Annotated in this window: 17 protein-coding genes; 7 read left to right on the top strand and 10 right to left on the bottom strand. The window is 34.7% G+C overall.

Annotated features, from left to right (window positions below):
• The first annotated feature begins 33 nt into the window (after positions 1-33).
• A complete protein-coding gene (can, locus tag J3T98_RS08920) occupies positions 34-693 on the top strand; it encodes a carbonate dehydratase (protein ID WP_065562862.1) in 660 nt (219 codons plus the stop codon).
• 2 nt (positions 694-695) lie between these two features.
• On the opposite strand, the gene nrdG is transcribed toward can, so the two are convergent.
• From nrdG to trxA, 5 genes are all read right to left on the bottom strand, one after another.
• The gene (gene nrdG / locus J3T98_RS08915) at positions 696-1,160 is read right to left on the bottom strand and encodes an anaerobic ribonucleoside-triphosphate reductase-activating protein (RefSeq protein ID WP_065562863.1); all 465 of its coding nucleotides are present in this window, start codon (positions 1,158-1,160) and stop codon (positions 696-698) included.
• A gap of 18 nt (positions 1,161-1,178) precedes the next feature.
• Entirely contained in the window at positions 1,179-3,314 is a 2,136-nt protein-coding gene (gene nrdD, locus J3T98_RS08910; protein ID WP_065562864.1) for an anaerobic ribonucleoside-triphosphate reductase, read from the bottom strand.
• A 378-nt stretch (positions 3,315-3,692) separates the two neighbouring features.
• Positions 3,693-5,108: an NADP-dependent phosphogluconate dehydrogenase gene (gene gndA / locus J3T98_RS08905; RefSeq protein ID WP_065562865.1), complete on the bottom strand. Its 1,416-nt coding sequence runs from the start codon at positions 5,106-5,108 to the stop codon at positions 3,693-3,695.
• 164 nt (positions 5,109-5,272) lie between these two features.
• Positions 5,273-6,535 carry a transcription termination factor Rho gene (gene rho, locus J3T98_RS08900; RefSeq protein ID WP_034883026.1) on the bottom strand — a complete coding sequence of 421 codons (1,263 nt, stop codon included), beginning with the start codon at positions 6,533-6,535 and terminating at the stop codon, positions 5,273-5,275.
• Between the two features lie 324 nt (positions 6,536-6,859).
• On the bottom strand, positions 6,860-7,186 hold the full coding sequence (trxA, locus tag J3T98_RS08895; protein ID WP_065562866.1) for a thioredoxin TrxA: 327 nt from the start codon (positions 7,184-7,186) through the stop codon (positions 6,860-6,862).
• Between the two features lie 153 nt (positions 7,187-7,339).
• Between trxA and rhlB the strand changes: the two genes are divergently transcribed.
• A complete protein-coding gene (rhlB, locus tag J3T98_RS08890) occupies positions 7,340-8,566 on the top strand; it encodes an ATP-dependent RNA helicase RhlB (protein WP_065562867.1) in 1,227 nt (408 codons plus the stop codon).
• Between the two features lie 95 nt (positions 8,567-8,661).
• Here the strand turns inward: rhlB and J3T98_RS08885 are convergent, their stop codons facing one another.
• Positions 8,662-9,279 carry a TfoX/Sxy family protein gene (locus J3T98_RS08885; protein ID WP_065562868.1) on the bottom strand — a complete coding sequence of 206 codons (618 nt, stop codon included), beginning with the start codon at positions 9,277-9,279 and terminating at the stop codon, positions 8,662-8,664.
• A gap of 368 nt (positions 9,280-9,647) precedes the next feature.
• Between J3T98_RS08885 and J3T98_RS08880 the strand changes: the two genes are divergently transcribed.
• Positions 9,648-10,256, top strand: coding sequence for a hypothetical protein (locus J3T98_RS08880; protein WP_220225253.1), 609 nt, complete (start codon positions 9,648-9,650; stop codon positions 10,254-10,256).
• Here J3T98_RS08880 and glnB read toward each other — a convergent pair.
• Positions 10,249-10,587, bottom strand: coding sequence for a nitrogen regulatory protein P-II (glnB, locus tag J3T98_RS08875; protein WP_034883030.1), 339 nt, complete (start codon positions 10,585-10,587; stop codon positions 10,249-10,251). The two genes, J3T98_RS08880 and glnB, sit on opposite strands and share 8 nt — an antisense overlap.
• Before the next feature lie 23 nt (positions 10,588-10,610).
• On the bottom strand, positions 10,611-12,218 hold the full coding sequence (locus J3T98_RS08870) for an NAD+ synthase (RefSeq protein WP_416380638.1): 1,608 nt from the start codon (positions 12,216-12,218) through the stop codon (positions 10,611-10,613).
• A gap of 113 nt (positions 12,219-12,331) precedes the next feature.
• On the opposite strand from J3T98_RS08870, the gene aroB reads away from it, so the two are divergent.
• Positions 12,332-13,411, top strand: coding sequence for a 3-dehydroquinate synthase (aroB, locus tag J3T98_RS08865; RefSeq protein WP_267332047.1), 1,080 nt, complete (start codon positions 12,332-12,334; stop codon positions 13,409-13,411).
• 248 nt (positions 13,412-13,659) lie between these two features.
• Positions 13,660-14,730 carry a 3-deoxy-7-phosphoheptulonate synthase gene (locus J3T98_RS08860; RefSeq protein WP_065562872.1) on the top strand — a complete coding sequence of 357 codons (1,071 nt, stop codon included), beginning with the start codon at positions 13,660-13,662 and terminating at the stop codon, positions 14,728-14,730.
• A gap of 60 nt (positions 14,731-14,790) precedes the next feature.
• On the opposite strand, the gene purL is transcribed toward J3T98_RS08860, so the two are convergent.
• Positions 14,791-18,693, bottom strand: a complete 3,903-nt coding sequence (gene purL / locus J3T98_RS08855) for a phosphoribosylformylglycinamidine synthase (RefSeq protein ID WP_267362662.1) — start codon at positions 18,691-18,693, stop codon at positions 14,791-14,793.
• 294 nt (positions 18,694-18,987) lie between these two features.
• On the opposite strand from purL, the gene J3T98_RS08850 reads away from it, so the two are divergent.
• Positions 18,988-21,999 (top strand): DUF2339 domain-containing protein, encoded by a 3,012-nt coding sequence (locus J3T98_RS08850; RefSeq protein ID WP_267362661.1) that lies wholly within the window; start codon positions 18,988-18,990, stop codon positions 21,997-21,999.
• Positions 22,000-22,130: 131 nt separating this feature from the next.
• The gene (locus J3T98_RS08845; protein WP_267362660.1) at positions 22,131-23,537 is read left to right on the top strand and encodes a DUF3999 family protein; all 1,407 of its coding nucleotides are present in this window, start codon (positions 22,131-22,133) and stop codon (positions 23,535-23,537) included.
• Positions 23,538-23,611: 74 nt separating this feature from the next.
• Here the strand turns inward: J3T98_RS08845 and glnS are convergent, their stop codons facing one another.
• A complete protein-coding gene (glnS, locus tag J3T98_RS08840; protein ID WP_220225260.1) occupies positions 23,612-25,288 on the bottom strand; it encodes a glutamine--tRNA ligase in 1,677 nt (558 codons plus the stop codon).
• Between the last annotated feature and the right edge of the window lie 116 nt (positions 25,289-25,404).

The raw sequence follows: 25,404 nt of genomic DNA, 5'->3' as shown, positions 1-25,404 counted from the left end.
TGAAATAATGAAATATAACAAGGAAAAGACATTATGTTTGATGTCAACGATCTAATTCGCTTTAATCATGAATGGTCAGAAAAGATAGCACAGGAAGATCCTGAATTCTTTAAACAGCTCGCGGTTGCGCAAAATCCTAAATTTTTGTGGATCGGTTGTTCCGATAGTCGCGTTCCAGCAGAAAAGCTTATCAAACTAAAACCAGGTGAAATGTTTGTTCATCGAAACGTTGGCAACCAAGTGATTCATACGGATCTAAATTGCCTTTCAGTTGTCCAATACGCAGTTGATGTACTTAAAATCGAAGATATTATTGTTTGTGGTCATTTAGATTGTGGTGGTATCCGTGCCGCAGTTGAAAATCCCGATTTGGGCCTAGTTAATAATTGGCTACTTCATATCCGTGATTTATGGTTTCGCAACAGTTCTTTACTTGGTAAGTTTCCTGCTGATATTAGAATGGACATTTTATGTGAACTCAATGTAATTGAACAAATCTATAATTTAGGGCATTCGACCATTATTCAAGCAGCATGGCAACGTGGTCAAAAGGTTAATTTACATGGTTGGGTTTATGGGATCGATAATGGAAAAATTACAGATTTGCATATTACATCATCAAGTAGTGAAAATCTCGAAATCAACTATCGTGAAGCGATTTCTTATCTGTTAAATCTGCATAAATTACAATAAATTTATTTGAATCGATGGATAATTTGATTACTGCTACCTCGCCATAATAGTTTAGGATCAGCGAGATCTTGTACAAATTTTCCATCAATCAAGACATCAATATAAGGCACTACAGATTGCTGTTCATCGGTTAATTCATTAAGTTTATAACCTGTCCATAACCAAATATCTTTATTATCACATTCGGCTTTTACTCGTTTAACTAATTTCAAAATGGTTGGCACATTTTTAGGGTGTAAAGGATCACCACCAGAAAGTGATAATCCTTGGCGTTTTATTTCGGTATCTTGTAAATCTTTAATGATTTGATCTTCAAGTGATTGTGTAAATGGCTTACCAGAGTTTATTCCCCATGTGCTTTTGTTATAGCAGCCAGGACATTGATGTACACAACCTGCTACAAAAAGTGTACAACGAGTCCCTTCGCCATTAACAACATCAACAGGATAATAACGATGATAATTCATAATAACAAAATTAATTTTTTAGCCTATTTGGCCATTATCCAAATGTTTAACTCGACGTTTTACTTCTTCTTGCTTACCGGCATTAAATGGACGAGCATCAGGACTTCCTAAATAACCACAAACACGGCGAGTAACAGAAACTTTTGACGAATCATGGTTACCACAACTAGGGCAAACAAATCCTTTGCTAGTACATGAAAACTCACCGGTATAACCGCATTCATAACATTCGTCAATCGGGGTATTAGTGCCATAATAAGGTACACGAGTGTAACTGTAATCCCAGACATCCTCTAATGCTTTAACATTATTAATCATGTTAGGATACTCGCCATAACAAATAAATCCGCCACTTGCTACTGCTGGGTAAGGTTTTTCAAACTCGATTTTTTCATATGGGTTAACCTTTTTCTCAACATCGAGGTGGAAACTATTCGTATAATAACCTTTATCTGTTACTCCAGGAATAATACCAAATTCAGCTGTATCTAAACGGCAGAATCGGTCACATAAATTTTCACTTGGTGTACTATATAAGCTAAATCCATAGCCTGTTTCTTTCTTCCATTGGTCAACAGCTTTAGCTAAGTGTTCAACTATTGCTATACCTTTTTTGCGTAAAGTTTCACTGTCAAATGGATGGGTTTGGTTTCCGTATAGTGCATTTAGTGTTTCATGTAGACCTATATAACCTAATGAAATTGACGCACGACCATTTTTAAAGATTTCAGAAACACTATCATCTTCTTTCAATCGAACGCCACACGCCCCTTCCATATATAAAATCGGAGCAACACGTGCTTTTACTCCATCAAGGCGAGCAATACGCGTCATCAATGCTTTTTTACAAAGGTTTAAACGTTTATCTAAAATTTCCCAAAAACGTGCTTCATCACCTTTTGCTTCAATTGCAATACGAGGTAAATTAAGGCTAATTACACCTAAATTGTTACGTCCGTCATGAATTTGTTGTCCGTCTTCTTCATAAACACCTAAAAAGCTTCGGCATCCCATTGGTGTTTTGAATGATCCAGTTACTTCAACAACTTTATCGTAATTTAAAATATCTGGATACATACGTTTACTAGCACACTCTAACGCCAATTGTTTAATATCATAATTAGCATCACCTTGTTTATGGTTAATACCATCTTTAATAGCAAAAACAAGTTTTGGGAATACTGCAGTTTTATGATTTTTTCCTAACCCTTTTATGCGCACTTTTAAAATTGATTCTTGGATAAGTCTTGATTCCCAACTGGTTCCTAAACCAAAACCAAAAGTAACAAAAGGCGTTTGTCCATTTGCAGTATGAAGTGTATTAACTTCATACTCTAAAGACTGAAATGCATCATAACATTCTTTTTGCGTACGGCTTTCTGCATACGCTTCAGGATTTGGAATATCCCACTCTTCTGCAACTTTTTTATGCTTTTGATAACTGATAGTCACAAATTTTGCTAGAATTTCATCAATTCGATTAATGGTTGTACCACCATAAATATGACTAGCGACTTGTGCGATGATTTGAGCGGTTACCGCAGTTGCAGTTGCAATAGATTTTGGTGGCTCAATTTCAGCATTACCCATCTTAAAACCATTTGTTAACATCCCGTCTAAATCAATTAACATACAGTTGAACATTGGGAAAAATGGCGCGTAATCGAGATCATGATAATGAATTTCACCACAATCATGTGCACGAGAAATATCTTTAGGTAACAAATATTGTTTAGCATAATGTCTTGCAACAATACCCGCTAATAGATCTCGTTGAGTTGGAATAACTTTACTATCTTTATTCGCATTTTCGTTCAAAATAGCAACGTTACTTTGTTCTATTAAGCCACGAATATCTTGATTCAAACGGCTACGTTCTTCACGCGCGCGATCACGATCATGTCGGTATTCAATATAAGTTCTTGCCAATTTTTTATAAGGCCCTGACATAAGTTGATTTTCAACGACATTTTGAATTTCATTAATATCAACACTTTCACGATCCATCATTTGATTGGTCACAACGCGAGCAACGGAGGCACAATAGTCTGGGTCATTAACATTGGCCGCAACAGCTGCTCTTATAATAGCGTCTTTAATACGAACCTCATTAAATGCAGTTTGGCAGCCATCACGTTTGATTACTACGGGCATATATATACTCCTCAATATTCATTAATAGTTAGCGCTTGGCATGAGTTTTATATCAACCTTAATAGTTGTTGTGGCTATTCAAAACTATTGATTTTTTATTAAAATATGGGCCTTTTGATATAAACTCGGATTTTCACATCGCTTTAGAAAACACTATATGTAGTAAATATTAGTAAATTATACACCATATATTGTGTTTTTCTAGTTTATTTGAAAAATAAATTTGCTTGACAAGACCAACACTAATAATTGCAAGTCTTTCGATGATTAATTTCAGAAAAATTTGGGTAGATTGGATATAAAAGATGGATAAATTTTGTATGAGTGCAACTGATTTTGCACTCATACATCGAATACAACAACAGATCTTAATCAGAATTAAGATTCAATATTTAACCAATCAGTATGGAACACACCTTCTTTATCGATACGTTTATAGGTATGAGCACCAAAATAGTCTCTCTGAGCCTGAATTAAATTAGCAGGTAGCACAGCTGAACGATAGCTATCATAATATGCTATTGCTGCCGACAAAGTAGGAACAGGAATACCTTGCGAAACCGCTAGACAAATAACATCACGTAATGATTGTTGATAAGCCTCAACCGTTTTACGAAAATATGGTGCTAACAGTAAGTTATCAATATTGTTATTTTCAGTATAAGCATCAGTAATTTTTTGTAAAAATTGCGCTCTAATAATACAACCTGCTCTAAAAATCTTTGCAATTTCACCATAATTTAATTGCCAATTATAATGTTCTGATGCAGCTTTTAACTGTGCAAATCCTTGCGCATAAGAGATAATTTTACCCATATAAAGTGCTTTACGTACTTTTTCAATTAAAGTTTGTTTATCTCCTGTAAAAGCTACTTTTTCCGGCCCTTCAAGCACTTTTGATGCCGCTACTCGCTGATCTTTAATCGCTGAAATATAGCGAGCGAATACAGATTCAGTTATCAAAGATAAAGGCTCACCTAAATCTAATGCACTTTGGCTTGTCCATTTTCCGGTACCCTTATTACCAGCAGCATCAAGGATCATATCGACCAAATAATCGCCATTTTCATCTTTATATTTAAAAATGTCCGCTGTTATCTCAGTTAAATAGCTGTCTAATTCGCCTTTATTCCAATCAGCAAACACATCGGCAAGCTCATCATTTGTTAAACCAACAACATGTTTTAGTACACTATAGCTCTCTGCAATTAATTGCATGTCACCATATTCAATTCCATTGTGCGCCATTTTAACGTAATGTCCTGCTCCATCAGGGCCGATATAAGCCACACATGGTTCACCATTCGCTTTAGCCGCTATTTTTTCTAAAATCGGAGCAACTAACTCATATGCCTCTTTTTGACCACCAGGCATAATTGAAGGTCCTTTTAATGCACCTTCTTCACCTCCAGAAACACCGGCTCCTATAAAATTAAAGCCTTCATCGGATAACATTTTATTACGACGAATAGTATCTTCAAAGAAAGCATTACCACCATCAATAATGATATCCCCTTTATCTAATAAAGGTCTCAGCTCATCAATTACGGCATCTGTTCCTTTACCTGCTTGCACCATAATTAATATACGCCGTGGTTTTTCTAATGAGTTAACAAAATCTTCAATACTATAATAAGGAACCAATCGTTTATCAGAATGTTCAGCCATTACTTGTTCTGTCTTATCTTTAGAACGATTATAAATTGATACTGAAAATCCTCGACTTTCGATATTAAGTGCAAGGTTTCGCCCCATAACGGCCATTCCAATAACACCGATTTGCTGTTTAGACATAATTTGGCTCCTTTATTTAATCTCTATAACCTTAACAAGGTTTGGTACTGTTACCTTAACGCTTATTAACAATATAAGTTATATATTGCCATAAAAAAACCGTATCAATACATAATACGGCTTTTTTTCATTATTTTAATTAAAATGCTTTGGAATTAAGCGAATTATGAACGCTTCATCATTTCAAAAAACTCATCATTAGTTTTTGTCATGGCAAGTTTATCAATTAAGAATTCCATTGCATCAATTTCACCCATTGGGTTGAGGATTTTACGCAAAATCCACATTTTTTGTAGTTCATCAGGTGAAGTCATTAGATCTTCTTTACGCGTACCTGAACGATTAAAGTCAATAGCAGGGAATACACGTCGCTCAGCAATTTTACGTGATAAGTGTACTTCCATATTACCCGTACCTTTGAACTCTTCGTAAATGACTTCATCCATTTTAGAACCAGTATCAATTAAAGCAGTAGCAATAATTGTTAAACTACCGCCCTCTTCTACATTACGTGCAGCACCAAAAAAACGTTTAGGACGATGTAACGCGTTAGCATCAACACCACCAGTCAATACTTTACCTGATGATGGAATAACGGTATTGTACGCACGAGCTAAACGAGTGATTGAGTCTAATAAAATAATGACATCTTTTTTATGTTCAACTAAACGTTTTGCGCGCTCAATTACCATTTCAGCGACTTGAACATGTCTTGCTGCTGGTTCGTCAAACGTAGAAGCTACAACTTCACCTTTAACTAAACGTTGCATTTCAGTAACTTCTTCTGGTCGTTCATCAATCATCAATACGACTAATTCACATTCTGGATGATTTACCGCTAAGCTTTGTGCAATGTTTTGTAATAACATTGTTTTACCCGCTTTTGGCGGAGCAACAATTAAACCACGTTGACCTTTACCAATTGGTGAAGCTAAATCAAGTACTCTTGCGGTAATATCTTCTGTAGAACCATTACCTCGCTCCATACGTAAGCGAGAATTAGGATGTAAAGGCGTTAAATTTTCAAAAAGGATTTTATTGCGAGCGTCTTCAGGTTTATCGTGATTAACTTCATTTACTTTTAATAAAGCAAAATATCTCTCACCTTCTTTCGGCGGTCTAATTTTGCCAGCAATGGTATCACCAGTTCTTAAATTGAATCGTCTAATTTGACTAGGAGAGACATATATATCGTCAGGTCCAGCCAAATAAGAACTATCTGCAGAACGCAAAAATCCAAAGCCGTCTTGCAAAATTTCAAGTACACCATCGCCAAAAATATCTTCACCACTTTTAGCGTGTTGTTTTAATATTGCAAAAATAATATCTTGTTTTCTAAGACGGGCAAGATTCTCAAGCCCCATTTTTTTCTCACCAAGCGCTACAAGCTCGGAAACGGAAGTGTTTTTTAATTCAGTTAAATTCATAGTTTATAAATTCTTGAGGATAAAATTGATATGTTTACAATTACTGCTATTTTTGTATATTTCTTTCATTTACTTATAAAAAATTTTCTTTCTAGCAATATATAAAATTAATTTATTAATCAGCTTTTTCGATGATAATTATGTATTTGGGCATTGAATTTTAACCACTTTATCAAGAAAAACAATGGATTGCTGAAAGGGGTTTATGTAAGAAATTAGCAATTTACACTAAAATTATAGGTATGTCTATACTTAATTACGATTTTTCGGAATAAAAAATAATAAGCGTTATAAAACGCTTATTATTTATATTTTTTCAATTAATTAAAGCTGTGGATCAATAAATGCTTTAAGTTGTGCTTTTGATAACGCACCTACTTGAGTGGCAACAACTTGACCATTTTTAAAAATCAATAGAGTTGGAATACCTCTAATCCCAAATTTTGGGGCAATATCCGGGTTTTGTTCAACATTTAATTTGGCGATAATAATTTTATCAGCATATTCTGGAGCTATTTCTTCCAAAATCGGGGCAACCATTTTACAAGGTCCACACCACTCAGCCCAAAAGTCAACCAATACTGGTTTAGTTGATTCGCTTATTACTTTATCAAATGTAGCTTCAGAAAGTGCAACAATGTTATCACTCATTTAATTATCTCCTAGAAAATTTGTCTAAAAATATATTAGGATATTTTCATACCTACCGCTAGTAATTATTTTAATAGGACATAATTATTAGTGAAGTTGTTGTATTTAGTATGCTACAATTACCGAATTCTGATAATTATATTCTAAACAATAATGATTCAATCATATCTTACAAAAACAACTTTCAATCAATTTCCCTTACACCCATTAGTCATAAAAGCGTTGGAGAAAAAAGGTTTCGTTTACTGTACCCCAATTCAAGAACAAACATTGCCATTTACAACAAAAGGAATTGACATTGCAGGGCAAGGACAAACTGGAACGGGTAAAACGATTGCGTTTTTGGCATCAACATTTAATCATTTATTGAATAATTCTCCATTACCCGATCATAAATCTAATCAACCAAGAGCAGTCATTATTGCTCCAACACGTGAGTTAGTTGTACAAATATACAATGATGCTCAACCTCTTTCAGAAGAAACAGGTATTAAATTAGGGCTAGCTTATGGCGGTGATGGTTATGATAAGCAACTCAAGATGCTTTCTGCTGGTGTTGATGTATTAATTGCAACCACAGGAAGACTCATCGATTATGCAAAACAAGATTATATTAATTTAGGTGCAATCCAAGTTGCAGTTCTAGATGAAGCGGATCGTATGTTTGATTTAGGTTTCATCCGTGATATCCGATGGATATTTAGACATATGACATCGCCACAAAATCGTCTAACCATGTTATTTTCAGCGACGTTAACTCACAATGTTCGTGAATTAGCTTTTGAATATATGAACGAACCACAATATGTTGAAGTTGAGCCTGAACAAAAAATTGGTCACAGAATAAAGGAAGAGCTGTTTTTTCCATCAAACGAAGATAAATTAGCTCTCTTACAAACTCTTATTGAAGAAGAGTGGCCTGACCGTAGCATTGTATTTGCTAATACTAAAGTTGCCTGCGAAAAAATCTGGCGTCATTTAGTTGCAGACGGCCATAGAGTAGGACTACTTACTGGTGATATCGCACAAAAAAAACGTTTATCCATTCTTGATAAATTTACCCAAGGAGATCTTGATATTTTAGTAGCAACAGATGTTGCTGCCCGTGGTTTACATATCCCAAATGTAACCCATGTTTTTAACTATGATCTTCCTGATGATTGTGATGATTATAGACATCGAATAGGTCGTACAGGACGAGCCGGTGCCGAAGGTTATTCAATTTCATTAGCTTGTGAACGTTATTCACAAAACTTACCTGCTATTGAAAAAGCCATTGATCATACTATTCCTGTTAGTCAATATGATCCTCAGGCGTTATTAACTAATTTACCAACACCTAAACCATTCAAAAGACCAACTCGTAGAAAACCATCATAATAGAAATCGTTGGTCAATCCCTAAATAGCATTGAATTTAATACCATCATTAAAACTAAGTTTAATGATGGTATTTTCCTTATAAAAAGGAATTGATTAAATCAAATCTTGTTTCGTATTCAAGAAATTCTGATAAGCTAATTCAATTTCTTCTTTAGATTCGGATGATAATGTTCCTACATGCCGATCATGTTGAGCTCCATATAAACCAAACAGAACATTAATTGACAGTTTTGGATTTTTACTTTTTATTCGATAAAAAGTTTCCAAATAACCGACTTCTTTAAATGTTCCTATATCGGTAATATCAGAGCTTACCATCAATTTTTCCAAAGAAACCGTCATGTTGGGTAAAGATTTTAAACGACTCTGGTATTTAGCTACTTTTTCGTCTAGATCTTGTTTTGCATATTCAATGACCATTTTCACTATATCATGCAATTTTTTTCGATCTTGGCGTAACGCATCACTTGCTTTATAGTAATCAAGCAATTTATGTGATCCATCAAATACCAGATCAAGTGGTTGCATACCGAGTTCAACAAACATTGAACGATATTTATCATGAGCTCTCAAATAAACATCATTTTGATCGACCCAAGCAAACATAACTGATTCACTATTAAGACTAAATCCTCCAAAAAATGACCTTAATGAAATGTCTTCAATGCAAGAAAACTCCTGTTTAATATTCACTGCTAATGTTTTAAGCATATAAATTCCCTTTTCACTTACCTTTTCAAATAACTTTAACTAATATGTTTATGCTAAACTATATTAATTTGATTAATATTAAAACAACTAATTAACATTAATTAATAAATATGGGATCTGTCTTCCATAAATGAATATTTGTTTGATTTGTACTTGATTAATTAAATTTTTTTTGCTCTAAAAATATTTGAAGGCCTTTTTGGTGGTTAAATATTTGTCAATATCTTAATATTTCTTAAAAAAAGAAAAAACGGTTTAACATTGTTATTCTGTTGTAATAATTATACAATCAAAGACAATTAACTAAATGGTATCTATTTTTGTCAATTTCAATCAACATGCTCAAAAACGTTATAGTCCCACTTTTTATGTTTTGTTCATTTGCCGTATCAGCAGATAAAATACCGCTGATTGAAGAATTGACATCCTGTAACCCTGACTTTTTTAATCATGTCTATCAGCATAGAGAAGAATTAAAAAATCATACTAATGTTGAAATTTTTAATCATAATCAAGCTTATATTCCAGTTGAAAACCGCACAGACACGAACAACAACTTCATTTATTTCAAAACGCCAATTCAATATAAAAACTTAAAACTTATCGGTTATTATGATAGTGCGATGGATTTGAAAAAGATGGGGAAATATTATTTCTGGGGATTCATCATTGATAATGATATGAATGAGATACGTGAAAGTTTGGATTTTTTAGAGTGGAAAAATATGGAAGATAATCTTCTGTATATTGCCAATCCAAGAATTCGAAATATTACTGACGATATCCAGGTTTGGCATAAAAACACAGGGACAGTAGTTGGAGTAAAAACAATACCAGCTCCAAATACTACCGAAAAGTTATTACTGCTTGAAAAAGGTGATAATATGCAACTCCTTATTTGTTCGATTCAAGGCGTTGTCACCAATAATCTACTTAGGCAAGAACGTCCCGATATTCAAATCAATAAAGTTAAATAGCTGACTCATCCATTTCACCAGTACGTATACGAATTACTTGCTCAACGTTATAAACAAATATCTTTCCATCACCAATTTTACCTGTTTGAGCAGTTTTCATGATAGTCTCAATACATGTTTCTAAAATATCGTCAGCGACAACAAGTTCTATTTTTACTTTTGGTAAAAAATCAACCATATATTCAGCACCACGATAAAGCTCAGTATGCCCTTTTTGGCGACCAAAACCTTTCACTTCAGTAACGGTCATCCCCGTAATTCCTTGATCAGCAAGAGCTTCTCGAATATCATCTAGTTTAAAAGGTTTAATAATTGCTTCAATTTTTTTCATATTTTTTTGCCCTTAATTCGAGATTACCAATTCTTAAATCCAAAAGCAGAAGTAATTGGATATCGTCTACCTTTACCAAAATTACGAGTCGTAATTTTAGGACCTACTGCTGATTGACGTCTTTTATATTCGTTAATATCAACTAATTTAATCACTCGCCTTACAGTTGTTTCATCATAACCTTGCGCAACTAGTTGTTCAACGGAAAAATCGTGTTCAACATAGCCTTTTAATATCCCATCTAAAATATCATATGGAGGCAAACTATCTTCATCTTTTTGATCTGGTGCAAGTTCAGCTGAAGGTGGGCGTGTAATGACTCGTTCAGGAATGACAGGCGATCTACTATTTCGATATTTAGATAACGCAAATACCATGGTTTTAGGTACATCTTTAAGTACATCAAAACCACCAGCCATATCACCATAAAGTGTTGCATAACCAACCGACATTTCACTTTTATTGCCTGTCGTTAAGACTAATCTACGACGTTTATTTGAAAGCGCCATTAAAATTACACCGCGGCAACGCGCTTGTAGATTTTCTTCAGTTGTATCTTTTTGTGTCCCCATAAACATCGGCATTAAAGAAGACATAAAAGCATCAAACATCGGTTCAATTGAAATAATATCAAATTCAACACCCAATATTTCAGCCTCTTCTTTTGCATCAGCAATACTAATATCTGCCGTATATCGGAACGGCATCATAACCGCTTGTACTTTATCTTTACCCAAAGCATCAACTGCAATTGCCAATGTTAAAGCGGAATCAATTCCACCAGATAATCCCAATACTGCACCTTGAAAACCATTTTTAGTAATATAATCGCGAGTCGCTAAAACTAATGCATCGTAAACATTTGCTAATGGATCACTTTTAGAATCAACAACTGGTTTATAATCATGTCCAAGATGAAAAATAAAAATTTGTTCTTCAAAAAAGTTGAGCCGATGAACGATATGGCCTTTATCATCACATACAAATGAGCCACCATCAAAAATAAGTTCATCTTGACCACCAATTTGATTCACATAAATAATTGGTAAGCCGGTTCTTAAAGCATGTTGTTTTATAAGCTCTTCGCGATGCTTTTGTTTTTCATAAGCATAAGGTGAAGCATTAATAGAAATAACCAGATCCGCATCCTGAGCGCCAATTCGATCAATAGGCTCACATTGCCAAAGATCTTCACAGATCAATAAACCAATTTTTTTACCTTTAAAATCGATAACACAAGTCTGCTCACCAGCACTAAAATAACGTTTTTCATCAAATACATCATAATTAGGTAACTGCTGTTTATGATAACATGCCAATTGTTGCCCTTCAGAAAACAACGATAACGCATTATAAACCACTCCATCTTGCCAATGAGGATGACCAACAATAACACTACATTGTTGACTAGCTTGCTTGATAGTCAATAAAGCTTGTTGACAACGAATTTTAAAATCATCTCGATAAATTAAATCTTCTGGAGGATAACCACAAATTGCAAGCTCAGATAAAATAATTAGATCAATAGAGGAATAGTTTTGTATCAGTTCAATGATTTGCTGAGTATTACCTTCAATATCACCTACACGCCAATTTTTTTGTGCTAACACGAAAGATAAAGTCATATAAATTCAACATTACAGAAAAAAATTGCCAATAAGTTTAAATGATTCTAAGTTGCGCTGCCACTTTTTTATCGTTAACATTAAAGATTAAATTGGCATGAACTTATCTGGAAATAATTATGCAAAAAACCCTAAATGTAGCGTTAGATAATCGCAGTTATCCCATCACTATTGGTGAAAACTTACTTAGTCAATTTGAATATTTCAAACTACATAGTGGCCAGAGAGTCCTTATTGCTACAAATGACACTATTGCTCCAATTTATTTACAGCAATTAATTAAAATGCTTGAAGATCATGGGGTCAAAACTGATTTCATTATTGTTCCTGATGGCGAGCAATACAAAACTATGGAAACTTGGAATAAAATCTTGACCGCTTTACTTGCCAACAATCATACTCGCAGCAGCATACTTATTGCTCTTGGTGGTGGCGTTATTGGAGATGTGGCAGGTTTTGCAGCTTCCGCATATCAACGTGGCATAAAATTTATACAGGTTCCTACTACTTTATTATCTCAAGTCGATTCTTCCGTTGGGGGTAAAACTGCAATTAATCATCCTCTAGGTAAAAATATGATTGGCGCATTTTATCAGCCGCAATCAGTCGTAATTGATATTAATTGTTTAAAAACTTTACCACAAAGAGAACTTTCAGCAGGTCTAGCTGAAGTGATTAAATATGGCATTATAATGGATTGTGAGTTTTTTAATTGGCTGGAATTGCATATAGAGGATTTACTTAATTTAGATGTCGATGCATTAAGTTACTGTATTTATCGTTGTTGTGAATTAAAAGCTCAGGTTGTCGCTGCTGATGAAACAGAACAAGATATGCGCGCTATATTAAATCTTGGCCACACCTACGGCCATGCAATTGAAGCTGAGCTTGGCTATGGGAATTGGTTACATGGTGAAGCAGTTAGTGTTGGAATGCTAATGGCAGCTCAAACAGCTAAGTTACTTGGCAAATTTACTGATGAAGATTTTGATCGGATTAAAAAGTTATTAATTAAGGCCAAATTGCCAGTAAAAAGACCTACACAGATGCCAAATGAATCTTATATTCCTCACATGTTACGAGATAAGAAAGTTCAATCTGGGCAAATTAGATTAGTTTTACCGGCTAAAATAGGTTCTGTTGAAGTCATTGATGTTATTGATAAACAATTAATATTAAAAGCAATATCTTCTATTTAAATCTTAGTTAACCTCATTGATATACGAGTACTTGTAATTAATTCAAGTATTCGTACACATTTGTTTCCACTTATTTGAATTAAATCTTTAAGGTGTAAACAAGTATTTACACTTTGATATTATATCTTATCTAACAATAAGTAAAATTTTAATTTACTATTTTGTAATTTTGTGTTTACATATTAAGTGTTTATGTAATCAATATTTTACATATAAAAAATATGCATGATTTTAACAAGGAAAATAAAATGTTAAAAGACACACTAAATAATGTTCGAATTAGAGATGAGCACATGTTAATTACACCTGAAGAAATTAAGAATCTTTATCCATTATCATCAGAATTAGAAAATCAAATTGCTTCATCTCGTCAAACTATTGTTAATATTTTAGAACGTCGTGACCATCGACTACTTATTGTTTGTGGTCCTTGTTCTATTCACGATACTGAAGCCGCAATTGAATATGCACATAAACTAAAAAAACTATCTGATGAGGTTAAAGATAACTTATTTATCGTTATGCGTGTTTATTTTGAAAAACCAAGAACTACTGTTGGTTGGAAAGGTATGATCAATGACCCTCATATGGATAGTTCATTCGATATCGAACATGGTTTAAAAAAAGCACGTAAATTACTTCTTGATATCACTAAAATCGGGTTACCAATTGCAACTGAAGCATTAGATCCAAATACACCTCAATACATCGGTGATTTAATTAGCTGGTCAGCTATTGGTGCAAGAACCACTGAATCACAAACTCACCGAGAAATGGCGTCAGGATTATCCATGCCAGTTGGCTTTAAAAATGGTACAGATGGTAGTTTAGATGTGGCGATTAATGCAATGAAATCAGCCTCAATGGCACATCGATTTGTAGGTATTAATCAACAAGGGCAAGTTACGGTATTACAAACTTTAGGTAATCCACATGGTCACGTGATCCTAAGAGGAGGAAAAACACCTAACTTTGATGCCGAAAATGTTGCATTATGTGAAGTTCAAATGAACAAGGCTAAATTAGTGCCTAATTTAATGATAGATTGTAGTCACGCCAACTCAAATAAAGATTACCGTAATCAACCAATTGTTGTTGACTCAATTATTGAGCAAATTAAGCAAGGCAACAATTCAATTATTGGTGTCATGATCGAAAGTAATTTATTTGAAGGAAATCAATCATCTGAACAACCAAAAGAAAACTTTAAGTATGGTGTATCAGTTACTGATGCTTGCATCAATTTTGAAACAACTGAGCAATTATTGCGAAAAATGAACAATGACTTAGCAGAGCCTCTAAATAATAGGCAAAAGTAACCGATTAAAGTTTATATTATTTTTATGAAACTAAATCGCCGACAGAAGTCGGCGATTTTTTTATCCAAGTTGCTTACGTGCATTGCGGAAAATTCGCATCCAAGGACTATCTTCGCCCCAATTATCAGGATGCCATGAATTGGTTACAGTCCTAAAAACTCGCTCTGGATGTGGCATCATTATAGTGGATCGACCATCACTTGACGTTACAGCTGTAATACCATTTGGTGATCCATTCGGATTTGCTGGGTACTGCTCTGTCGCTTTTCCAAAATGGTCAATATACCTGACTGCCACTAAACCTGAAGCCTCTAAACGAGTTAAATGATCTAAATCTCTAGTTTCAACTTGACCTTCACCATGAGAAACCGAAATAGGCATATGCGAACCAGCCATATCAGTAAAGAGTAATGAAGGACTTGATTGGATTTTGACCAAACTAAAGCGTGCCTCAAAGCGTTCCGATACGTTTCGCACAAAACGAGGCCATAACTCAGCACCAGGTATTAGATCTTTGAGATTTGACATCATTTGGCAGCCATTACATACACCTAATGACAAAGTATCATTACGATGGAAGAATTGCTCAAACTCATGGCGAACTTGTTCATTAAATAAAATAGACTTAGCCCATCCTTCGCCTGCGCCTAATACATCTCCGTAAGAGAAACCACCACAAGCAACGATGGTATTAAATTGATTCAATGTCACTTGCCCAGATAATAAATCCGTCATATGGACATCAATTGATTCAAATCCAGCTCGAGCAAATGCAGCAGCCATTTCAACATGCGAGTTGACTCCCTGTTCGCGTAAAATTGCAACTTTAGGCTTCACACCTTTGGCTATATAAGGTGCAGCAATATCTTGTTCTGAATCAAAAGTAAGGTGAACATTTAATCCAGGATCGTCATTATTTTGCTTGGCTTGATGCTCCTGGTCAGCACATGCTGGATTATCTCGCAAACGCTGCATTTGCCAAGTGGTTTCTGCCCACCAAGTTCTCATGGTTAATCGAGATTCGCTATATACCACAGCACTGTTATTACGCACAATAAATTGCTGTCCGACCTTAGCTGAGCCTAATTTATAAATTGCATGGGATAGTCCAAAATGCTTAAAGCATGCCATGACTTCGTCTAAATCACTACCACGAATTTGAATAACTGCCCCTAACTCCTCATTAAATAACGAGGCAATCACATCACTACCGAGAGAATGAATATCAACATCAATACCGCAATGCCCTGCAAATGCCATTTCAGCCAAAGTAACCAATAACCCACCATCTGAGCGATCATGATAAGCCAGTAGATAATTTTGAGCGACTAGCGTTTGTATAGCTTGATAAAAATCAGCTAATTCTTTAGCGTCATGAACATCAGCAGTTCTTTGTCCAAGATGGCGATAAACCTGCGCCAATGCCGTTGCACCTAATGCATGGTAACCTTTAGAGAGATCAACAAACAACAATAGATTATCCTGATCGGTGCGAAGTTGTGGCGTAACTGTTTTACGGACATCTTCAACTCGAGCAAATGCCGAAATCACTAATGATAAAGGTGAAGTTACCGTTTTTTGTTCACCATTTTGTTGCCATGTCGTTTTCATTGACATGGAATCTTTACCGACTGGAATAGCCAGACCCAATGTTGGGCATAGTTCTTCACCAATAGCTTTAACTGCTTGATAAAGACCAGCATCCTCACCCGGATGACCTGCGGCTGCCATCCAGTTAGCCGAAAGCTTAATTCGCTTAATGTCGCCAATGTTTGTCGCCGCAATGTTGGTAATTGCTTCACCAACAGCTAATCGTGCTGATGCAGCATAGTTAAGCAAAGCAACAGGGGCGCGTTCACCCATTGACATAGCTTCACCATAATAACTATCTAAACTTGCTGTTGTCACTGCACAATCGGCAACAGGTACTTGCCAAGGTCCAACCATCTGATCACGAGCAACCATGCCAGTTACCGAACGGTCACCAATCGTAATTAAAAAGGTTTTTTCGGCCACAACTGGTAAATGCAGTACCCGTTTCACTGCATCATATAAATTGATATCAGATGTAGAAAAATGGTCACCTTCGGCTTGGCTTGACTTTACATCACGTAACATTTTAGGGGTTTTACCAAGTAAAACATCTAAAGGTAAATCTATCGGATTATTATTAAAATGCTCATCATGTAAAACTACTGCTTTATTTATTGTAGCTTCCCCGATAACCGCATAGGGTGCGCGTTCACGTTTACAAAGTTCATCAAATAACTCAAGGCTTTCCGGATGAATAGCCAATACATAACGCTCTTGTGATTCATTACACCAAATTTCTAAAGGCGACATCCCCGGCTCATCACTTAATATTTTGCGCAATTCAAACTGACCACCACAGCCACCATCACTAACAAGTTCAGGCATAGCATTAGACAAGCCTCCCGCGCCTACATCATGGATAAATAAAATAGGATTTTTATCGCCAAGTTGCCAGCAACGGTCGATGACCTCTTGGCAACGACGTTCCATTTCAGGATTATCACGTTGAACCGAAGCAAAATCGAGATCCGCATCCGATTGCCCAGAAGTCATTGAGGACGCAGCACCACCACCTAAACCAATATTCATAGCTGGTCCGCCTAAAACAATTAGTTTGGAACCAATAGGAAATTCACCTTTCTGGATATGTTCTCGACGGATATTTCCCATACCACCAGCTAACATAATTGGTTTATGATAACCTCTGACCTCTTCGCCATTAAAGCTGTTTACTTTTTCTTCATAAGTACGAAAATAACCTAACAATGCTGGACGACCAAATTCATTATTAAATGCAGCGCCACCTAAAGGTCCATCCATCATAATATCGAAGGCGCTCACTATTCGATCCGGTTTACCAAAATCTTGTTCCCACGGTTGCTCAAAATTAGGAATTCGTAAATTTGAAACGGAAAAACCAACTAAACCAGCTTTGGGTTTAGCGCCTTTTCCAGTCGCACCTTCATCCCGAATCTCACCACCACTACCAGTTGCTGCTCCTGGCCAAGGAGATATCGCAGTTGGATGATTATGCGTTTCAACCTTCATGAGAATATCTGCATATTCCTGATGAAAATCGTAAGTTCGATTTTCATAATCAGCAAAAAAACGCCCCACTTTTGAGCCATCCATTACCGCAGCATTATCTTTATAAGCGGATGACACATAATCTGGCGTATTTTCAAAGGTGTTTTTTATCATTTTAAACAATGATTTTGGTTGTTTTATACCATCAATCACCCAATCAGCATTGAATATCTTATGGCGACAATGTTCAGAATTCGCTTGACCGAACATATAAAGTTCAATATCTGTAGGATTACGGTTTAATTTTTGGAAACTTTCAACTAAATAGTCAATTTCATCCGGCGCTAAAGCTAAACCTAATTTTACATTAGCCTCTTCTAAAGCATTGCGCCCTTTTCCTAATAAATCAACAATGGTTACTGGTTTGGGCTGTTCAGTCTTAAATAATTGCTGAGCTTGCTCAAAGCTACTTAATACCGTTTCCATCATTCGGTCATGAATTAATGAAAGAAAAGTATTTTGTTGTATTGCCGTTAAGGATGAACTAACTTGTACATAATAAGCAATTCCACGCTCTATTCGATGGATTTGTGATAGTCCACAATTATGTGCTATATCGGTGGCTTTAGATGACCATGGTGAGATAGTGCCTTCGCGTGGGGTAACTAAAAAGAGTATTTTATTTGCTGGATTTTCTATCTTTATCTGCGCACTTTTAGGACCATATTGTAACAGCTTATCCAAGGTTAAACTCTGTTCGGAAGTCAGTTCATCAATCAGATCGATAAAGTGAATATATTGAGCTTCGATATTGACAATGGGGATAGATCGTTCACGACATGAGGATAGAATTTTATTAATACGAAATGTCGATAGAGCAGAAGAACCAGCTAAAATTTTCATGCTAAGTACTCTTTTTAAGCAAAAAAAGGGAAAAAATAGAACAACATTATAAAAGTAAGTAGCTAAAAAGGCTATCTTAAAAATCATTATATGATTTAATAAAAAAGTTGAGGAACGGGGTTTTTGAAAGCTTATTGACTAATCTTTAATGTCATCAACAATGATATGCTAAATAAAAAAATAGTTGATTTATTGAATAATTATTGATTTACTGCAACTCACAAAAATATATATGTATTATCAACTTTTAAAAATATTGAAGTAGTAAGTATTTTTTAGTATAAGGAAAGTGGAGTGGAATTCATTTTTTATTTCCTCATTATTGCGCTGTTTATTGCGGTATTTGTCAATTTTGCTAATTTGAAGGAACAAATTACGGTCTTACAGACCCAGATAACAGAATTACATAAAAATCTTTTATCTCTTACACAGCAACTTTATCAATCAGATAAAACATATGTAGAAGAAGAAAGCAATACAACAAAAGTAACTGAAGAATTAGTAACAGATAATCCTCATGAAATTAAGGACGAAGCTATCCAAACAGAGATTGAACAAAAAACTGACATGGTTCAATCAACACAAAACATACCTAATGAAGAAATAACAGAAAACAATGTAGAATCATTAACTTCAGAAATAATACAGCCATTAAAGCCTTTTCTTCACCAAAAAGAAACATTCTCAAGTTTGGTGCTTAATGAGAAAAATGAACTCGTTTTAGTTGATACTACTCTGCAATCAGATTCAACAACAACCGATGAAAATACCTTGAGTGTTGAACATGATCAGCCAGAAGTCAAAACACAACCAATCACAGAACAATATCAACAAATTGATAACCAACTAGAGATTTCACAACCTAAATACGATCCGTTTGAATCATACCATAAACGTTCTCGTAATAATGAACCAAGTATTGCTTATGCATTGTTTAATTGGTTAATTAGAGTCAACATTATCACTAAAATTGCGATTATAATTCTATTTTTGGGACTGTCTTATCTATTCAAATACGGCATTGAACATCATCATCATTATCTTAAACCTGAAATTAGAGTTTTAGGTTCACTGATTTTAGGTATCGGTTTATTGGCTATTGGCTGGAAATTGCGCCTTAAACGCCAGATTTACGCGCTTATTTTACAAGGTGGGGCTATTGCAATTTTATATCTGACTATTTTTGCTGCCTTCAAATTATATGACTTAGTCCCTGCTTTAATCACCTTTGCCGTTTTAGTTGTGATTTGTTCTACCAGCATCATATTTGCCATCTTGCAAAGAGCAATGAGCTTGGCAATCATTGCCTGTGTTGGTGGTTACCTAACACCAATTTTACTATCCGATGGTTCCGGTAATCATATTGCGTTATTTAGTTATTATTTAATGATTTCAACAGCAATTTTGGTAATCAGTATTACGCAATCTTGGAGAATTCTTAATCTATTGGGATTTATATTTACTTTTGTTGTATCGCTAGTTTGGGGAATAAAAAGTTTTACGCCAGAATTCTATACTGAATGCCAAATCTTCATTCTTATCAATTTAGTAATTTACGGTGTTTTAGCGGTATTGTTATCAATCCGAAGCATCAATAATCAAGAAAAAAACCAGAATACTATTGATTTGCTATTACTGTTTGGTGCTCCCTTATGCGGATTCGGATTGCAATATGCTATTACCCAACAATGGGAATTTGGCCCAGCATTTTCATCGCTTGGTTTTGGATTATTCTATCTTGTCGGTGCCTATATTATTCTCCATTTATGGAAATCATTAGCTAAAACAATATCGTTATATTGGCTGGCTATTGGTGTTTCATTTATTACATTATCAATTCCGCTTGCTCTTAGCGCCAATTGGACAGCTTCATTGTGGATGTTTGAAGGAACGGCTATTACATGGATTATGTTCTCACAAAAACACTACCGTACTGCTTTATTTGGTACATTAATCATGTTGTTAGGTATTATTTCTTCACTAATATCTTTGGAGCACAATCAATTAACGCCAATCCTGTACTCTTCACTTTTAGGAACTACTAGTATTACTTTATTTGTTAATGCTTGTTTATGGCACCACTATGGACAAAAAAATGACATCACAAGATTAATCAAATTATCTTGCGTATCTATGTCTGTTGTTATATGGATGTTTTGGATTTTATTAAGTATTCCGTTATTCTTAAATCAAATCAGTTTAGAAACATCATTAATTGTATTATGTTTTACTGTTTCGTTTTGGTTATGGTACTTCATTGGTAAAAAGATTAATTGGAATATTATTTGTCATGGAATGATATTACTTTGGGTGGTGTTAGCAACATGTTTGCTAAGAAGTGAAGCTCTCTCATGTTATTATTTATCTAACTATGTCTATTTCAGTTTAGCTTGGATTATAGCCTTCATCAGTGGTTATGCTTATCTATATAAATTACAGACAAACCAAATAAATTGTAACACTGACATAAAGCATCTATTTATTTTATTACATATTTGTTTATTTTGGCTAATATTGCTTTGGCTGGCTCGCGAAATACTACATATATTTAATGAATTGCCTTGGGGGTATGAGGTAATAAAATGGAGTCTTTGGGCTACTATTGCAAGTGGAATCACTTTGCTATTCTATATTCTTATTAAACGCCAATATATTACTTCATTTTTATTAATAAAAAGTTATTGGTTAGTCGGTTTGCTACCACTTGTTGGTTACATGGTATACTATTTGATTATGGGTATTGGTATGAATGGACAAATTATCTATTGGCCTTATATCCCAATTATTAACCCGCTTGAAGAAAGTGCAATTTTTAGTTTAATCATGCTCTGCGTATGGTTAAAACTGTCTATGGGTTATTTGCAAATTGAAAATAAAACGACCAATTTTACTAACTTTAAAATACCGCTACCTAATTTGATTGTAGTCTTGTTAATGACATTAACATTCCTTTGGTTTAACAGTATTGTTTTACGTTGCCTGAGTCAAGCATTTGATATCACCTGGAGTTCATATAACTTATGGCACAATAATATTGTTCAAATGACCGCATCACTCGTTTGGATGTTAACCGCCGTCATTTTGATTATGATTGGACACAGAGCTTCACTCCGAAAAATATGGTTTATTGGCCAATTAATTCAAATCATTGTTGTTATTAAGCTGATTTTTGTCGATATTCGAGAAATAGACGGTTTATTGAGAGCTTTTGCGTTTATTGGTGTAGCGTTGTTAATGTTATTAATTGGTTATTTAGCACCTTTACCACCAAAACAGAATGATGAAAGCTTGGTCGAAAATGAATAACAATCAAGATAAAAAACAATTTAAAATATTAAGCGAATATTTCGCAAATTCAGGAAGAACAGAATTAAATTATTTACAACAGAAATAACCACGAATTGCTGAATAGTATTTCAACTAATGGATAAAAAGTTATGAAAAAAATCTTATTAAGCTCGCTTTTGCTAATAAGTGGATTAAGTCATGCGGCTGATCAAACAAATCAATATGCCTATGGCGCTATGATAGAACTTAATGACAGTGGCAGTATGTATAACCGAATTGAGCTAACCCGTGATGTATATATTCAAGCATTATCTAGCACATTAGATGATGTTCGAGTTTTCAATCAAAAAGGCCAACCAGTCCCATTTGCATTAGTCAATGTATATCAGGAAAATGAGGAAAATAAAACTTTTCCAGTTACCGTTTATACGTTAAATAACAATCTTCAAACGGATGAAAATGATAATGAAGATGGGCAAGATGAAAAAAATCAATCTCTAGTTGGTCAATACAATATCAATATTAATAATAAGAATGTAAAAATTAATTTTGATAGCACCAATAAATCAGATGGGTATCAGGCAACATACTTGTTGGAAATTCCTAATGAGATTAAACTTGGCCAACCATTTAGTCGTTTATCTATCGATTTCGATAAAACACAAAATTGGAGGGCAACTGCAAACCTTCTTTATAGTAGCGATTTAAAAAGATGGCAAACTGCGATTGATAATGTTCCAATAATGTCTTTGACGGATAATAACAATAATCAATCATTAAATGTTAATACTATTGATTTACCTTCGGGTATGAATTTCAAATCTACCTATTGGATTTTACAATTAAAATCAGACAAGCAAATAGTGCCGAATATTAGAGGCGTAGAATTCACATCGAGAAAAGCAACACCAATAAGAGCACTTTATCCGATCAAATTAAATTTAATTTCAGCTGATGAACAAGAGGCAATTTATGAATTACCTACATCACTACCGATTAAAGAGCTTACTGTTAAACTTCCAAATGAGCGTACAATCTTACCTGCAAGTATCTTTTATAAAACCCATGATAATGATAAAACATGGCACAAACTTGATGATTTTATTTTTCGAAGCATAAGTGACTCTAATCAAAGCCAATCAATCAATATTAATAATTCAACTTTAAATATTAAACAATTAAAAATTAAAGCAATTAATGCGTCTTTAGATCAAGCACCCTATGTTACTGCTCATTTATACCGGATGAGTATTATCTTTAACAGTGCTAATAATGGACCTTTTATTCTCGCTTGGGGGGCGGCAAATGCTAAACCAGCATCTTTAAGTGAAAAAGCTTTACTGTCTGATACAATATCTGCACAAGATGTGCCTATGGCCCATTTAGGCGATAAAATAAAACTAGGCAACAAAAATGTATTATCTCAAACCGATGATAATTCAGACAAATCATCTTATTTATCTAAATGGCTAATTTGGATGGCTTTAATAGCAGGTGCACTATTTTTAATGCTTTTAGCTATAAAATTACTAAAAGAAGTAAAAAAAGTAGAATAATATCGCACCAGAGATGACAATAAAAACGCCAACTAAAGTTGGCGTTTTTATTCTATGATTAAGCTTCTCTATGATTAAGCTTCGTTCCAGCTATCTCTTAAACCTACGGTTCGATTAAAGACTAATTTATCTTCTGTCGCATACTTACTATCAAGACAGAAATAACCTTCACGTTCAAATTGATAAGCTTGTTCGGCTTTGGCTTTTTGCAAACTAGGCTCAACAAATCCTTGTTTAATAATTAAAGAATTTGGATTGATAGTTGATAAGAAATCCTCAGCGCTACCAGGATTTGGGGTACTAAATAAACGATCATAAAGACGAATTTCAGCAGGTTTACCATACTTGGCTGATACCCAATGAATAACGCCTTTAACTTTACGTCCATCTTCAGGATTTTTATTTAATGTTGCCGGATCGTAACTACAATAAATAGTTTGAATATTACCTTCTGCGTCCTTTTCAACACGATCAGCGCGTATCACATAAGCATTACGTAGACGGACTTCTTTACCTAATACTAAACGCTTATAATTTTTATTAGCTTCTTCCCTGAAATCAGCTCGATCAATATAAATCTCGCGTGTAAATGTTACTTCACGATGTCCAAGTTCTGGCCTGTTAGGATGGTTTGGCATACTTAATACTTCATCAAGTGTTTCTGAGAAGTTTTCAATTACCACTTTTACCGGATCAAGTACCGCCATTGCTCGAGGTGCATTTTCGTTGAGATCTTCTCGAATACAAAATTCAAGAGTACTCATTTCAACGGTATTTTCTTGTTTGGTTACCCCGATTCGACGACAAAATTCACGAATTGAAGCTGGGGTATAACCTCGACGGCGTAAACCAGAAACGGTTGGCATACGAGGATCATTCCAACCATCAACAATTTCTTCGGCAACCAATTGTGTTAATTTACGTTTTGAGGTAATAGCATATTCTAGATTTAATCTAGAAAACTCATACTGATGAGGACGAGCTTCAATAGTAATATTATCTAAAACCCAGTCATATAAACGACGGTTATCTTGGAACTCAAGCGTACAAAGTGAATGGGTTATATTTTCAATAGCATCCGAAATACAGTGAGTAAAATCATACATCGGATAGATACACCATTTATTACCAGTTTGGTGATGCTCGGCAAATTTAATACGGTATAAAACTGGATCACGCATAACAATAAAAGGTGAAGCCATGTCGATTTTCGCTCTTAAGCAAGCTTTACCTTCAGCAAATTTACCCTCTTTCATTTGGATAAATAATGCTAAATTTTCCTCTATGCTTCGATCACGATAAGGGCTATTTTTACCTGGTTGTGTTAAGGTGCCTCGATACTCTCGGATTTCTTCAGGAGATAGTTCATCTACATAAGCTAATCCTTTATTGATAAGCTCTATGGCATATTCATACAAACGGTCAAAATAGTCAGACGAATAGCAAATCTCACCATCCCATTCGAATCCTAACCATCGGACATCTTCCTTAATTGATTCAACATATTCAATATCTTCTTTGGCTGGATTGGTATCATCAAACCGTAAATTACATTTACCGTGATAATCTTGGGCAATACCGAAGTTTAAACAGATAGATTTTGCATGGCCAATATGTAAATAGCCATTAGGTTCTGGCGGAAAACGAGTATGCGTTGTTTTATATTTTCCCGCAGCAAGATCCGCATCAATAATTTGACGAATAAAGTTATTTGGACGAGTTTCGTTCTCTGTCGGTAAATCACCGCTCATAAAAAACCTCTGATTATATATGTTTACTCATAACCAATTTAGAAATGAGATTTATCACTTTTATCACTTCGACCGACGAATATAGCAAATTTTTTGTTTTTTCGAAACGTTAAAAC

The organism is Gilliamella sp. B2772 (genome assembly GCF_026536985.1).
In the GTDB taxonomy this organism is placed as follows: Bacteria; Pseudomonadota; Gammaproteobacteria; order Enterobacterales; family Orbaceae; genus Gilliamella; species Gilliamella apicola_E.
The sequence above is the reverse complement of the archived record's forward strand: the minus strand, read 5'-3'. Positions and strand labels throughout refer to the sequence as shown.